Below are 14,689 nucleotides of genomic sequence, written 5' to 3' on the forward strand. Positions count from 1 at the left end.
GACTTTAAATAAGGTTTTTGCCCGATCGATCGAGTACCTCCCAAATCGCCTGCACCAACTTGTCGGGGTCTAAAGGCTTAGCAATGTGGCGCCAGAACCCCGCAGCCAGGGCCTGCTGATAGTCAATCTCTCCAGCATAAGCCGTGAGGGCGATCGCCGGAATCCGTCCCCCTTTGTCGGGCGCCAGAGCCCGAACCTGTCGCATCAACATATAACCGTCAGTATCGGGCATTCCAATATCGCTCAACAGCAAATCCGGCACAGACTCAGTTAAAACCGCCAAGGCATCGGCCGCGTTAGCAACTGCTGTAACACTTGCCCCACACTCCTCAAGCAGAAAAACCACTAAATCTAGCGCATCGGCATCATCATCCACCGCTAACACGCTGATACCGCTCAAATTGAAGGATTCGTTCGGCGACGAAGTTCCCGCAGGACTTGTCTGAGATTGCACTGGCATCAGAGGTATCCTGACGGTCAAGGTTGCACCTTTTCCTTCGCCGGGACTGTCGGATTTCACTGTGCCGCCGTGGAGTTCGACGAGATGGCGGACGATCGCCAATCCTAAACCCAATCCGCCAAACTTGCGCGTCATCGAGCTGTCAGCTTGCCGGAAGTAGTCGAATACATAGGGCAGAAAATCAGGTTCGATACCTTTTCCCGTATCAGTTACAGTAATTTGGGCCTTAGTGTCAACCCGATCGAGAACGACTTGGATTTTGCCCGACGGCGGGGTGAACTTGACGGCATTTGACAGCAAATTCCAGACTACCTGCTGAAGTCTGCCCGCATCGCCCAACACCGGGCCCAGATCCGGTGCAAATTGAGTGGTGATTTGAATCGACTTGACTTGGGCCGCCAGACGCACCGTTTCAATAGCAGCGCCGATGACCTCGGCTAAATCCACAGGTGCAATATTCAAGCTAACCTTGCCTTGCAGAATCCCCGACACGTCGAGCAAATCTTCGATAAGCTGGGTTTGTAGTTTGGCGTTGCGCTCGATCGTCTCCAAGGCATAACGCTGCTTTTCCGGTGTCAGAAGATTCGATTGCAGCAGCTTCGCCCAGCCCATAATCGGGTTTAAGGGAGTCCGCAATTCGTGGGACAAAACAGCCAAAAATTCGTCTTTGACGCGGTTAGCGCGTTCTGCCTCTTCCCGCGCTGCCTTTTCCCGTGCTAGAAGGCGTTCCCGTTCCGCTTCTGCAACTTTGCGATCGGTAATGTCAGTGTTAGTGCCACACCAGCGCAGCACCTGGCCTTGCTCGTCGCGAATCGGCACGGCGCGGGAGAGAAACCAGCGGTACGATCCGTCTTTGCCGCGCAAGGGGAAAGTATCTTCCCAGAGTTCGGCTGTTTCAAGGCAGCGCCTAAATTTTTCCACAACGCGATCGAGGTGTTCCGGGTGGTGCACCTTTTGCCAGCCCCAGCCTAGCATTTCTTCTATGGTGGTGCCGGTGTAGTCAAACCAGCGCTGGTTATACCAGAAAATCGCCCCAGCAGCATCTGTCATCCAAGCCAACTGAGCGATGTTGTCAGCTAGAGCGCGGAACCGAGCCTCGCTTTCGTGCAGCTCATGCAGAGCTCGCGCGTGCAGGATCACCGTCCAGAGGCGAGCCACCACTTCTTGCATCAGCCAAACTTCATCGGGCCGCCAGTGCCGAACCACCTTGGATGTCACCACCAAAAGAGCCACCCAGCGCCCTTCCTGAAGGCAGGGAACATCGACCAAAGCGCGAATCGACACGGCACCGTAGTTATCGAATAAATGCGCTGTATGGGGGTAATTAGCGATATCTGAGATGACAAGGGTTTGACCTGCCATAGACAGAGCTTTCAGTTCTGGCGTCTTAAAGTCTGAGATTTCATAGGTGCCGACGGTGCTGGCAAGGTCGGACTGGTGCCAGTCTTGGCGGACAATTGCCCGATCGGCTTCTAAATCGATTTGGTGCCAGATGCAGCGATCGACCTTTAAATATTCTCCCAGACTGTTCATCGCTTCCCACAACATTTCTGTGGGGTTGAAGCGCTGTCGCAAGCGGGCTTCGAGATCGGAGAGAAACTGCTCGTTGAGTTGGGCTTGTTTGCGATCGTGAATATCGGTGTTTGTGCCGATCCACTCGACAATCTTGCCGGCTGCGTCGCGAATTGGCACGGCGCGGGACAAATGCCAGCGTTCCATCTGGTCTACTGCCCGCCGCAGGCGCAGCTCCATTTGATAAACTTCTCCGCTGATTAGACATTCTTCCCAGCGGGCCCAAGATTCTGCCAAATCCGAGGGCGGGACTAGGGATTCCCAATTGCTTTGAGCGGCTTCCTCGTAAGACATTCCCAGATATTCCGACCATCTTTGTTTATTGGTAAAGCGAATTTCCCCGGCTGAGCTTACGTTCCAAATCAGGTGGGGCAGCGACTCAGCCAGGAAGCGGAAGCGGCGGTCGCTTTCTGCTAAGCTTTCTTCGGCTCGTTTGCGATCGTCAATATCAATGCCGATACCAGCCCATTGCACCACCTGTCCCTTCCTGTTTTTGACGGGCACAAGTCGCGCTAGATGCCAGCGGTAATTACCATCAAACCTGCGTACCCGACACTCGAATTCGTAGGCTTCCCCTGCTTCAATAGCCTTGGTACGGGTACCGACAACTGTTGGCAGATCATCAGGATGAAATAATTGCAGCACCGGCGCAGGCATCGGCAATTTTGCTGGCTTGATGCCTGTATAGGTTTTCCAGTGTTGGTTGCAAAACTCTAACCTGCCGTCGGCGGTGTTGATCCACATTAATTCCGGGACGCCATCGGCGAGGGTGCGGTAGAGATTTTCGCTTTGCCGCAGTGCTTCTTCTATTTGCCGGCGCTCGGTTTTGTCCTGCATAATTTTCAGGAAACCTTGCACCTCGCCGTCTGCGTCGCGCAGGGGCATCACCAGCCCGCTGCCCCACAAGCTGCTGCCGTCTTTGCGGAGGTGCCAGCGCTCGTTTTCTGCCTTTCCCTGAGTCAGGGCGATGTGCATTTCTGCTTCCGGCTTTCGGGCAGCAGAGTCTTCTGGGGTGAAGATGATGCGTCCGTGCTGCCCGACGATTTCAGCTTCGGAATAGCCCAGCAATCTCTGGGCCCCTGCGTTCCAACTGGTAATGTGTCCGCCGATGTCGAGGGTGAAGATGGCGTAGTCTTTGGCGCTGTCGAGAATCAACTGCAGGTGGGTTTCACGATCGCACAGTGCTGCTTCTGCTTGTTTGCGCGGGGTAATGTTGCTGGTGAAGCCGACTATTTTGGTCGCTTCACCTTGCTGGTTGCGGATCAAACAGCCTCGTTCCGAAACATCGATCCAGCGCCCGTCTTGGTGCCGGACTCGGTACTCGATTTCATAGCGATCGGGAATAGTCAAGATTGATTGCCCCCCGCCTTGGATGCGTGCCAAATCGACGGGATGGATGCGTTCTCTCCACCACTCTGCTGTTGCCGTTGCATCCTCTGGGTAGACACCAACGATCGAGCACAGTCCCTCGGAACGGTAAACTGAGTTTGCTGCCAAATCCCACTCAAACACCATGCCGTCGATCGCCCTTGTAGCTAATTGGAAACGGTTGTAGCTTTCTTGCAAGGCGAGTTCCGCCATTTTGCGAGCGGTAATTTCCTGTACCACGATATGAATCCCGACAATCTCTGGGCCCCTGTCTCTGAGCGGCCACCAATTCTGGAGCCAAGTGCGAACAACAGCGGGTTGAGCCCTGGTTTCACCCGTGAGTTCAAAATTCCGGATCGGTTCTCCGGTGTGTAGAAGGTGGCCCAACAAAGGTTCGGCTGTGTCTGCCCAGTCGGGGACAATTTCGCGCAGGGTGTGGCCGATGTGCTTTTCTACGGCCAAGCCGTTCATTTGGGCAAACCGCTGGTTGATCCGCACGAACCGCAAATCTTTGTCTAAAACGGCCAAACCCACGGGAGTTGTTTGGTAGAGCGACTCTATCTCTACAAGTTGACGGCGCACGGTTTGCTCGCTCTGTTGCAGGGCGAGTTCGGCTTTTTTGCGATCGGTAGCATCAAATAATACTCCGATAAACCGCACTGCTTCGCCTGCCGCGTCGTAGAGATAGCGCCCGAACGCGCTCAACCAGCGGATTTCTCGTGTGTCTGCCCGGATGATCCGGTATTCGGGGGAGTAGAGCGATCTCGTTTGCCGAGCTGTTTTGGCTGCTTGCAGGACTTCCTTTAAGTCGTCTGGATGCACGCAGTTTTGCCACACAGCTACGCTTACTTCGCCGTCTGGTAGTGGTTCGCAGCCCAAAATTCTGAAATGGGTCGCCGACCAAATTACTCGATTTGTTCGCACGTCTAAATCCCAGGTTGCCATGCCTGAGCCTTCGATGGCGACGCTCAAACGTTCTTCGCTTTGTTTTAAGGCAATTTCAGTTTGTTTGCGATCCGTGATATCTGTCAGGGAACCTACTGCCCGCAGGGGATTGCCTGACTCATCCCAAATTGCTCGCCCTCTGGCTAAAACCCATTTTTCGCGCCCGTCGGGACAGCCAACGCGGTACTCGCAGCAGTAATGTGAGGTTTCTCGATGCAAGTGCTGCTGCCAATTGCTTTGCATTATCTCCAAATCATCGGGATGAATGTAGCTCAAAAATTGGCTGAAGTCCTTGACTTCTTCGGGCCGACGTTCCAAAATCTCTAAACACCGATCGCTCAGAATCTGGCTATTGGTTTGCAGGTTGTAATCCCAAATCCCGTCGTTGTTGCCGGCACAGGCTAGCTGCCAGCGTTCTTGGCGATCGAACAAAGCTTCTTTGGTTTTATTAGCGCGATCAATTTGTACGGCGGCAACGGCAAAGTCTGCTAGGGTGATCGCAATCTGCAAGTCTTCGGCATCGAATTGGCGATCGTCCTCGTGAGATACAATCCATATTGCCCCCAGCGGTTGATTTTCTGCTTGCAGTGGCACGACTAAGGCTTCGGCGATCGGCAATTCTACTAGCTGCTGTAAGTCGGTGAAGTATTGTTCTGGAGCGAAGTAAAGCTGGGGAGTTTGGCGATCGAGACCCGCTCCCGACAAACGCAATGTGCGGGGTGTGTTTCTGTGTTCTGCTGCTTCCCACGCTCCCGCGAAGGCTTCCCAGCGAAATATTTGTTCGGAATTTGCATTTTCTTCTAGCAAGCAGACTCCGACGCTTCCTGCGTCGCACAAATCTTTAGCGATCGCAACCAGTGTTTTGAGCAGCGTGTGGGGTGAGGTTGCCAATTGTCGAGCCAGCGTTTGCAGCGCTCGGTTTTCTGCTTTTTGATCGTGCGATCGAGGGATGCGGCGCGACAGTTCATCGGCGATCGGAATGTCGGTTAAATTAGTTTGTGGGGTTTGCCAAGCTTCCATCAATTAGTCATCTCTAGGTCTTTCGGTCTGAGCTGGCGAGCGTCTATCACCACGCTGTTAAAGCATCTGCTATATTTCTATATTATCTACCCACATACAGAATATGTGAGCTATCTTGGAAATTACTTTTTAGTTTTCCGGCTAGTTGATTGCCTTGGTTGCCTCTGCTCTTGCCGCCACAATATGCACAATTTTATTCCAGAATCACGCTTTTTTCCCTATCTGACTTGGACAGAAATTCAGTCTATGCCGGATAAGGAAAATACTGTGATAATTCTGCCGCTAGGTGCGATCGAACAGCACGGCCCTCATTTGCCTTTAATTGTAGATGCGGCAATTAGCGCGGCAGTTACAGGCAAAGCCCTGGCAAAGTTAGAGGCAAATATTCCCGCCTATGCTTTGCCACCTTTGTACTATGGCAAGTCGAACGAACACTGCCATTTTCCCGGTACAATTATGCTCAATGCTCAGACGCTTTTAGTAGTAATCAGTGAAATTGCAGACAGTATTTATCAGGCTGGCTTTCGGAAATTAGTGTTAATGAATGGTCACGGCGGACAGCCACAGGTGATGGAAATTGCGGCGCGGGATATTCATCAAAAATATCAGGATTTTTCGGTTTTTCCGCTGTTTGTTTGGCGCGTTCCTAATGTGGCTGCTGAATTATTAACTGCCAAGGAGTTGGAGTTGGGGATTCACGCGGGTGATGCAGAAACGAGTTTGATGTTGGCAATTTTGCCCGAACAGGTGAAAATGGAACTGGCCGTTTGCGAGTACCCGCAGGGTTTACCAACAGACAGTTTGCTGAGTATGGAAGGGAATTTGCCTTTTGCTTGGCTGACGCGAGAGTTGACTGAAAGCGGTGTGTTGGGCGATGCGACGGCGGCGACGAAAGAAAAGGGCTCTCGTATTCTCGAATCTCTCTCTGACGGCTGGGCACAAGTTATCAAAGATGTTTACAAATTTCGACAGCCTCGTAGTAACTAAAAATTAAGAATTAAAAATCAAAAATTCTTCTAATTTGTGTCAAAATGAGTCTAAGAAATTTTTTGAGTTGGAAAACTAACGATGAGTGTAAATTCTAAATTGCAGCGCGCTTTTGAGCAAGGTCGCGCCCTGAAAATTATCAGCGGTTTAAATAATTTTGATGCCGCCAACGTTGCTGCTGTCGTCAAAGCAGCGGATCTCGGCGGTGCTTCCTTTGTTGATATTGCTGCCGATCGCGATTTGGTATTGATGGCAAAACAGTTGACAAGTTTGCCAATTTGTGTATCTGCCGTGGAACCGGAAAAGTTTGTGCCTGCGGTAGAAGCTGGCGCTGATTTGATTGAAATTGGTAACTTTGATGCTTTCTACGCAGAAGGCCGCCGCTTTGAAGCTGAGGAAGTTTTGCAGTTGACTCGCGAAACTCGATCGCTATTTCCAAACATCACTCTTTCTGTGACAGTTCCCCACATTTTGACACTCGACAAACAAGTGCAATTAGCAATTGAATTAGTCAAAGCTGGGGCTAACATCATCCAAACCGAAGGTGGCACTAGCGCTCAACCAATTCACGCTGGCACCTTGGGATTAATTGAAAAAGCAGCGCCTACTTTGGCCTCCGCTTTTGAAATTTCCCGCGCCGTATCCATCCCCGTACTCTGCGCTTCCGGTATCTCCAGCGTCACCGCACCCCTCGCTATTGGAGCCGGTGCTGCAGGTGTTGGTGTCGGTTCTGCTGTCAGCCAACTTAATAGCGAAGTGGCGATGATTGCGGCTGTTCGCAGTTTGGTTGAAGCTTTGGCTTTGGTTTCGCGATCGCACTTGCCGGCTTCCATTTAATTAAGAAGGAAGAAGGAAGAAGGAAGAAGGAAGAAGGAAGAAGGAAGAAGGAAGAAGGAAGATTTTTCCCATCCCTCGCTCTTCCCCTTCTCCCAGTCTTCGCCTCTTCCACTCCCCCACTCTTTCACTTTTCCACTCTTCCTTAATAATTGATAAACCACACGGCATAATCATCTAATAACTGATTGTTTCGGGAGATTACATCAACGGATTCTAACTCTGATAAAGGCAACATAAACTTTTGGCGATCGCTGACGCGCTGCACTTCCACAAATATGCCTTCTTCCTGAAGCACCAAATCCTCCAACCGATTAATTGTGAATCTATCAGTATAAGAAGGTTGAGTTTTTTTGAGCCGTGCATATTCTTTTTTGCTGCCGGAACCCATTGTATATTCTTCTTCCCATTCAAACTCTTCTATGCCGGTAACGTGGCAGGGTAGTTGAATATTTTGCTTGATGTACTCTAGATATTTGACGGAATTTTTTAGGCTGAAATCAATATTTTTTGACCCCAAAATTTTACTGATTTTAGTTTCAAATTGCTTGGTATTAAATGGGAGATTTTCATCGAGATGCGCTAACATTTCTGGATCGAACCCCGCTCTCAATTCGGATAATTCCTCCAGCAGCCTCTGAAAGTCGTTGACCGGTTTCGGTCTTCTGCCTGCTACAATGGTTTCATCAAGCTGAACTGGAGGAAGTTCGGATTGTGAAGGAAGGGATTGGCTTTGCTCTGGGCGATCGTCCACTTTAGATTTGTTAACTTTAGATTTGTTAACTTTAGGCTGGTTAAGTTTAGGCTTGTTAAATTTAGGCATCGCTCGGTCTCGCTGGCTCGGTTTATCAATAAAGTATATCTTGGCAGAAGTACATTGTGTCTGATAGGAGGAAGCTGTAATGCAACTACTGAAATCACCTGATGAATCGCCAGTCTATCAAGGACAATTCGGCGAGTTTACGATTACTCAAAACGATCGCACGGGAGTGTTGATTTACCGCGCCGGATTGGGGGTGGCGGCGCTGTGTTTTGCGATCGGCACTACTCTGGTGCTGCAACAGGGCGACAACCCGATGGCAATCCAAGCTGTAACGCCTGTTTTTGCTTGTTTCTGGATAGCTTTAGGCGTCAGCTTGGCAACTATTCACATTTACATGATTGCGCTGCACCGCACACTACAGGCGTTTTGGGCGATCGGCGGCGCGGCAGCATTGTTTGTCGCCCTACAAAGCAGCCAACCTCTAGCTTTAGCAGTGTACGAACATCCCGCCACGTTGTGGGGAATTGGCTTTACTTTTGCAGCCTTAAATGGCATTTATTTTAAGGAAGCATTCTGCTTTAATCGCCTCGAAACTAAGTTTTTGACTCCGGGAGTCCCTCTATTAATTTTAGGACATATTTTCGGATTTTTGTCAGCAGAAAATGAACAATTTTTGCTGGCCGTTTGGGCGGCTTTGTTTATCATCTTTGCTGTGCGTAAGTTTTTTCAACCAATGCCGCAGGATATCGGGGATAAAAGCGTTTTTGAGTATCTGAAACACCAATAATTTGGGAATGGGGCATTGGGAATGGGGCATGGGGTATTGGGAAATTCTATCACTTTCCCACTATTTCCCTCTTCCCCAGTCTCGCCGAATCTGCCTCCATACCTGAAAACATCTAGATCGAGTTAAAATGAGAATTCGTCTAATCCGCCGCCGAGAAATGTGGGCAGTTACCAGGGAAGGCTGGGTAATTGCTCTGATGGGATTAATAATTGCAATGATCTTAATTCTCACAAATATCCATCCATTTTTGGCGGTAAATGCGCCGATTAAAGCAGATATATTGGTTGTCGAAGGCTGGTTGCCGGATTATGCGATCGAAAGTGCGATCGCCGAATTCAAAAAAGGCGAATACCGCCAATTAGTTACCACAGGAGTTCCTTTAAGTAAAGGCTACTATCTTGCTGAATATAAAAATTATGCCGAACTAGCTGCCGCGACTTGTATTGCGCTAGGATTTGATAAAAACAAAGTAGTAGCAGTACCAGCAGCGAGTGTTCTCAAACACCGCACTGCTGCTTCTGCGATCGCACTTCAGGATTGGCTAGGTGCTTCTGCCATAAAAGTTGAGTCAATTAATCTTTATTCTTTTGGCCCTCACGCCCGCAGAAGTTGGATTATTTTCAAAGAAGTGCTGAATCCTGACATTAAAGTCGGGATTATAGCTGCTGAACCGCAAGATTACAATCCCCAAGAATGGTGGAAATCGAGCGAAGGTTTTCGGACTGTGATCGGAGAAATTATTGGTTATATTTACGTGCGTTTCGTTGATTGGAAAGCTTAGGAATGAGAATTAAATAACTTCCACTCTTGAAAGTGGGATGGGCGTCCCGCCCGTCCAAAAAGGACGGGCGGGACGCCCATCCCACAATAACAATTAAAATTGTAAGTTATTTAATTCGCGATCCTTAGCCAGTAATTGTCAACCTCCCTCTTAATTCCCTTCGCCTTCTTAGCGCCTTCGCGGTTCGTAAAAAATATTTATAGCAATCTTTGCAGGAGTAGTATTTTTTTGCCCCACCCCAACCCTCCCCGCGGGTTCGGGGAGAGAGTAAGAAATTTACAAATGATTTAGGATTTCTATATATTCAACCAAAAATGATAAAATTATTTTCATATAAGTTGAGGGTAACTCCTTGGTAGAAGAACGCGCTTACTGGTTGGCATGGTCGCAAATTAACGGTATCGGGCCGATTTTGTTGCAAAGATTGCACCAAAATTTCAATAGTTTGGCAGAAGCTTGGACGGCAAAACCAGTAGATTTCATGCGAGTCGAAGGGTTTGGTAAGCAGATAATTGAAACAATTTCCCAAGAACGAACTAAACTTAATCCTGAAGAATTTCTCGAAAAACATCTTATAAAAAATCCCAGTTTTTGGACGCCCGCCGATTCAGATTATCCCCGCTTATTATTGGAAATTCCCAATCCGCCACCAGTGTTGTATTATCGCGGTAATGTCGAGCGCAAAGAGAATCAAGGAATTACGCCGACGGTGGCAATGGTTGGTACTCGCAGCCCAACGGAATACGGCAGAAGGTGGACTCGCAAAATTAGTACGGCTTTAGCTAGAAGCGGTTTTACTGTGGTTTCGGGATTGGCTGCAGGCATTGATACAGAGGCTCATACAGGCTGTTTGGAGGCGGGAGGAAGGACTTTCGGAGTGGTGGGGACGGGAGTAGATATTGTATATCCTAAACAAAATGAGAGGTTGTGCGATCGCATTTTGCAGCAGGGATTGGTAATTAGTGAATATCCGGCGGGTACTCAACCGAATAAAACTAATTTTCCGCGCCGAAATCGCATAATTGCTGGCTTAAGTCGCGCTACAATCGTGATAGAAGCTCCGCATAAATCGGGTGCTTTAATTACTGCTTATCAAGCTAATGATTTTTGCCGGGATGTGTATGTTTTGACGGGCAGATTGGATGATGAGCGTTCTTTTGGATGTTTGGAATTGCTGAGTAAAGGTGCTCATCCAATTCTGCCAAATAGCGATCGACTGTTAAGCGAAGACAGGCTGTTGGAAATGCTCGGAGCTATGCCAAAATTGGATAGAGCCGAGCAGTTGTCGCTATTTCCTCCAAATCCGACGGTTGAGAAGCAAGGGCCGCCGTTGGAGCCAGAATTGGCTAAGGTGTTAAGTGCGATCGTATCTGGGCCGATTTCTTTTGATGTAATTGTGGAAGCAGCGGGATTAGAAGCGGGAACAGTTTCTAGTATACTTTTGCAGTTGGAATTGTTGGGATTAGTTTCGCAGTTACCGGGAATGCGATATCAGCGATGCTGATTTGGAATGTTAGATTAAATCCGCATTTTATACAGATACTCGGCGGTTGAAACCGCGTCTTCACAGACAAAATCTGCCTGCGCGGATTGAAGAGAAGACTCTGTATTTCTGATTAGTGTTTAAGTCTCGATCCCCCTAAATCCCCCTTAATAAGGGGAGTAGGGGTTGACTTTGAATACTCTTGTCCCCCCCTTATTAAGGGGGGCTAGGGGGGATCTGCCGGACTATTAGAACAAGTGCTTGAATCCAAATCGCTCTTAAAGCAATCCGAAATTAGCAGCACTAATACTGCTAGCAGAAACACCACTGAGAGAAGCTAAAATCTCCCCTGTTTGTGCAAACCGGATTAAAGTCGAACCGCTATCTTGGACAATAGCCAATTGCGAGAAACTCAACCCATTACCCAATACTAACAAGTCTTGACCGACTTCAAAATCAGTAATCGTATCAGTACCGGAATTGGTAGAGAGTAGGAAATTATCTACTCCCCTTCCTCCTACCAAAGTATCAATTCCCAAACCGCCATTGAGTAAATCATCTCCTTTACCTCCGTAAAGAATATCATTACCATCATCGCCATTCAAAAAGTCAGCACCACGGTTGCCAAATAAGACATCATCACCGCTACTTCCGAGGATTGTATCGCTACCTTTGCCACCGAAAATAGTGTCATTCCCCAGAACTCCATCGAGGGAATCATTGCCCCTCATGCCCATCAACACATTATTCCCGCTGTCGCCCGTCAGGATATCGTCGCCATTTGTACCGAGAATTGCATCCGGGGAATTGCTGCCCAAATCAGCATCACCGCTGACAACAGGAGTTGCAATCCCAACAGGCAATACTACAGCTTCAATTCTGCTATCTAAAGCAGTACCAGTATTGTCAGCAACTAGCTGGGAAATTGGTTTATTTCCTGTACCAACTTCTTTGAATTCTTGAGTTGTTGGGCCCAAGGCTACTTGTTGGAGGCGCGCAAGTGATTCAGGAATTGATGTTCCTGTTGGATTGGAGACAGCGGCATCAATGCGCTGATTGGCTGTTGCCATTACTGTCGCGGATTGCGATGTAATTTGGCTGACTTGTTGAGAGTTGAAACTGGGGTCTATTTGCTGGATTTTAGTGGCTGCTTGCTGAATGATTGGTTCTAAGGCTGCTGCATTGCTGAGGTTTAAGACTGTACCGGATTCAATTTGAGCCGTGATTGAACTGACAACAGCCTTGACAATATCGTGACTAGCTGCACTGGATGCACCGTCAATCAAAGCGGCAGTTTGAGTGATGAAGTTTTGGACTTTCACCATTTCTGCTAAGACTTGGACGCCGCCCGGTACGTTGTTGTTGGTAGCTGCTATTGGATCTAAGCTAGTTAGGTCAACTTCAGCGGGGAGAGAAAGGGCGGCTTTGACTAAAGATTGCGCTTCTTCTGGTTCAATTCCTTTGTCGGTTAAGTCGGCGACTAAGCTGGTTAGGAGGGTGACTACACTAGAATCTGGTGGTGCGGTGACTGGTGTTTCTAGGGGTAAGCCGGTGGCGGTGTCAATGCCTCCTATGGCTACTAGATTGCCTTCTGATGGGTCGATTTCTCCGTTTTTGTTGGTGTCGAAAATCTCGAAGGGGATGTTGAGATTAAACTCACCGTTGCTGTCAGTGGTAGTGGATGGTTCGTTGGCATCGAGGACGCCGTTTTTGTTGGCGTCTAGGAAGACAGTTGCACCGGAGATATAACCATCAATTACGAGGCCACCAATGCTATCGCGGATCAGGTTGAAATTGTCGCTTGCAGTGGCACCGGCATTGTCCGTTGCTGTCACCGTAATTGGCAACGAGAATGATGGGGGGACATTGGGCGCATCGAAATCCACGCTAAAGGTCAGCGTATTCGGGTCGAACTTAAGCCAATCGGGTGGAATGATGGTGCCGGTATTTGGGTCGAAGGTCAGCCCGGGGGGGAGGAAGTTCGGGTTTAGAGTTATGGAGTACGAGTAAGTGAGGCTGTCACCTGGATCGGGATCAGTAAACGTGTCGGGAGCAAGAGTCAAATTGAAGTTGCCGCGGGGATTGGAACCACGTTGATTGCTGATGGGATTATTCAACTTCGGCGGGTTGTTGTTGAGTATAGATTCAGCATCGATAATTTTCAGAGTGGCAGTGTTTTGGGTGCCAATAATGGAATTATCCCGATTGGTGATCCGAAACGCAATTTCTTCTGTTCCCTCAAATTGAGCATCCGGTAAAATGTCAATTGTGAAAGTTTTGGTATTTTCGCCTGGGTTAAAGGTGAGTTCACCAGAGAAATTGGGCGGAACGTCCCAATCAGTTCTGAAAGTCGCTGAACCAGTAGGAAGTTCTAGGTACACCCTGGAAAAGTTGTTTAGATTCCCAGTGCGAGTGAGGGTAATTTGTTTCTGAACGATTCCTGTGCGACTTTCATTGACCTGGTAAGTAGCTTCGGAAAAATTAATTGTAGGAGGCCCCTCAGCATCGAAAATTTGCAAGGTAGCAGTATTTTGGAGGCCAATAATGGCATTATCCCGATTAGTAATCTGAAACGCAATTTCTTCTGTTCCTTCAAATTGACCATCCGGAAAAATGTCAATTGTGAAAGTTTTGGTATTTTCGCCTGGGTTAAAGGTGAGTTCAGGAGAGAAATTGGGCGGAACGTTCCAATCTGTTCCGAAAGTCGCTGAACCAGTAGGACGTTCTAGGTACACCCGGGAAAAGGTATTTAGATTCCCAGTGCGAGTGAGGGTAATTTGTTTCTGAACGATGCCTGTGGGACTTTCATTGACTTGGTAAGTAGCTGGGGAGAAATTAATTGTAGGAGGCCCCTCAGCATCCAAAATTTGCAAGGTAGCAGTGTTTTGGGTGCCAATAATGGCATTATCCCGATTAGTAATCCGAAACGCAATTTCTTCTGTTCCCTCAAATTGACCATCCGGAACAACGTTAATTGTGAAAGTTTTGGTATTTTCGCCTGGGTTAAATGTGAGTTCAGGAAAGAAATTGGGCGGAAAGTTCCAATCAGTTCCGAAACTCGCTGAACCAGTAGGAGGTTCTAGCCACACCGTGGAAAAGGTGTTTAGATTCCCAGTGCGAGTGAGGGTAATTTGTTTCTGAACGGTTACTGTGCGACTTTCATTGACTTGGTAAGTAGCTGGGGAAAAACTTACCGTGGGAATACCAAGAATCCCATCGACAGTTCCGCCAGATTGAGGTAGATCGTTAGAGTTCGGTAATCCGATCGGGAATATGTTTGGATTGCTGGTTCCTGTAGTACCAGTTGTCGGCGTTGGTGTAGGAGTCTCAGTTGTCGGCGTTGGTGTAGGAGTCTCAGTTGTCGGCGTTGGTGTGGGAGTCTCAGTTGTCGGCGTTGGTGTGGGAGTCTCAGTTGTCGGCGTTGGTGTAGGAGTACCAGTTGTCGGCGTTGGTGTGGGAGTACCAGTTGTCGGCGTCGGTGTGGGAGTACCAGTTGTCGGCGTCGGTGTGGGAGTACCAGTTGTCGGCGTCGGTGTGGGAGTACCAGTTGTCGGCGTCGGTGTGGGAGTACCAGTTGTCGGCGTCGGTGTGGGAGTACCAGTTGTCGGCGTCGGTGTGGGAGTACCAGTTGTCGGCGTCGGTGTGGGAGTACCAGTTGTCGGCGTCGGTGTGGGAGTACCAGTTGTCGG

At 48.8% G+C, this 14,689-nt stretch carries 8 protein-coding genes; 5 read left to right on the forward strand and 3 right to left on the reverse strand.

The window, feature by feature from the left end; all coding sequences use genetic code 11:
- Positions 1-4 precede the first annotated feature (4 nt).
- Positions 5-5,365 (reverse strand): PAS domain S-box protein, encoded by a 5,361-nt coding sequence (locus tag QUB20_RS18250; RefSeq protein ID WP_333248476.1) that lies wholly within the window; start codon positions 5,363-5,365, stop codon positions 5-7.
- Between the two features lie 183 nt (positions 5,366-5,548).
- Between QUB20_RS18250 and QUB20_RS18255 the strand changes: the two genes are divergently transcribed.
- The gene (locus QUB20_RS18255; protein WP_333248474.1) at positions 5,549-6,352 is read left to right on the forward strand and encodes a creatininase family protein; all 804 of its coding nucleotides are present in this window, start codon (positions 5,549-5,551) and stop codon (positions 6,350-6,352) included.
- An 81-nt stretch (positions 6,353-6,433) separates the two neighbouring features.
- Positions 6,434-7,189: a DUF561 domain-containing protein gene (locus QUB20_RS18260; protein ID WP_333248472.1), complete on the forward strand. Its 756-nt coding sequence runs from the start codon at positions 6,434-6,436 to the stop codon at positions 7,187-7,189.
- A gap of 142 nt (positions 7,190-7,331) precedes the next feature.
- Here the strand turns inward: QUB20_RS18260 and QUB20_RS18265 are convergent, their stop codons facing one another.
- On the reverse strand, positions 7,332-8,009 hold the full coding sequence (locus tag QUB20_RS18265) for a calcium-binding protein (protein ID WP_333055173.1): 678 nt from the start codon (positions 8,007-8,009) through the stop codon (positions 7,332-7,334).
- Positions 8,010-8,088: 79 nt separating this feature from the next.
- On the opposite strand from QUB20_RS18265, the gene QUB20_RS18270 reads away from it, so the two are divergent.
- From QUB20_RS18270 to dprA, 3 genes are all read left to right on the forward strand, one after another.
- Positions 8,089-8,736 carry a DUF2301 domain-containing membrane protein gene (locus QUB20_RS18270; protein ID WP_333055172.1) on the forward strand — a complete coding sequence of 216 codons (648 nt, stop codon included), beginning with the start codon at positions 8,089-8,091 and terminating at the stop codon, positions 8,734-8,736.
- 127 nt (positions 8,737-8,863) lie between these two features.
- Positions 8,864-9,517, forward strand: a complete 654-nt coding sequence (locus tag QUB20_RS18275) for a YdcF family protein (protein WP_333248470.1) — start codon at positions 8,864-8,866, stop codon at positions 9,515-9,517.
- A gap of 352 nt (positions 9,518-9,869) precedes the next feature.
- Positions 9,870-11,021, forward strand: coding sequence for a DNA-processing protein DprA (gene dprA, locus QUB20_RS18280; protein ID WP_333251370.1), 1,152 nt, complete (start codon positions 9,870-9,872; stop codon positions 11,019-11,021).
- Positions 11,022-11,278: 257 nt separating this feature from the next.
- Here the strand turns inward: dprA and QUB20_RS18285 are convergent.
- Positions 11,279-14,689 (reverse strand): Calx-beta domain-containing protein (locus QUB20_RS18285; protein WP_333291549.1); only part of this gene is annotated, 3,411 nt, incomplete at its 5' end.

This window comes from Microcoleus sp. B4-C2 (genome assembly GCF_036705265.1).
GTDB lineage: Bacteria > Cyanobacteriota > Cyanobacteriia > Cyanobacteriales > Microcoleaceae > Microcoleus.

Coding starts and splice junctions, on each gene's coding strand:
- QUB20_RS18260 (WP_333248472.1), top strand. CDS start 6,434: ATGAGTGTAAATTCTAAATTGCAGCGCGCTTTTGAGCAAGGTCGCGCC.
- QUB20_RS18265 (WP_333055173.1), bottom strand. CDS start 8,009: ATGCCTAAATTTAACAAGCCTAAACTTAACCAGCCTAAAGTTAACAAA.
- QUB20_RS18255 (WP_333248474.1), top strand. CDS start 5,549: ATGCACAATTTTATTCCAGAATCACGCTTTTTTCCCTATCTGACTTGG.
- QUB20_RS18275 (WP_333248470.1), top strand. CDS start 8,864: ATGAGAATTCGTCTAATCCGCCGCCGAGAAATGTGGGCAGTTACCAGG.
- QUB20_RS18270 (WP_333055172.1), top strand. CDS start 8,089: ATGCAACTACTGAAATCACCTGATGAATCGCCAGTCTATCAAGGACAA.
- QUB20_RS18250 (WP_333248476.1), bottom strand. CDS start 5,365: ATGGAAGCTTGGCAAACCCCACAAACTAATTTAACCGACATTCCGATC.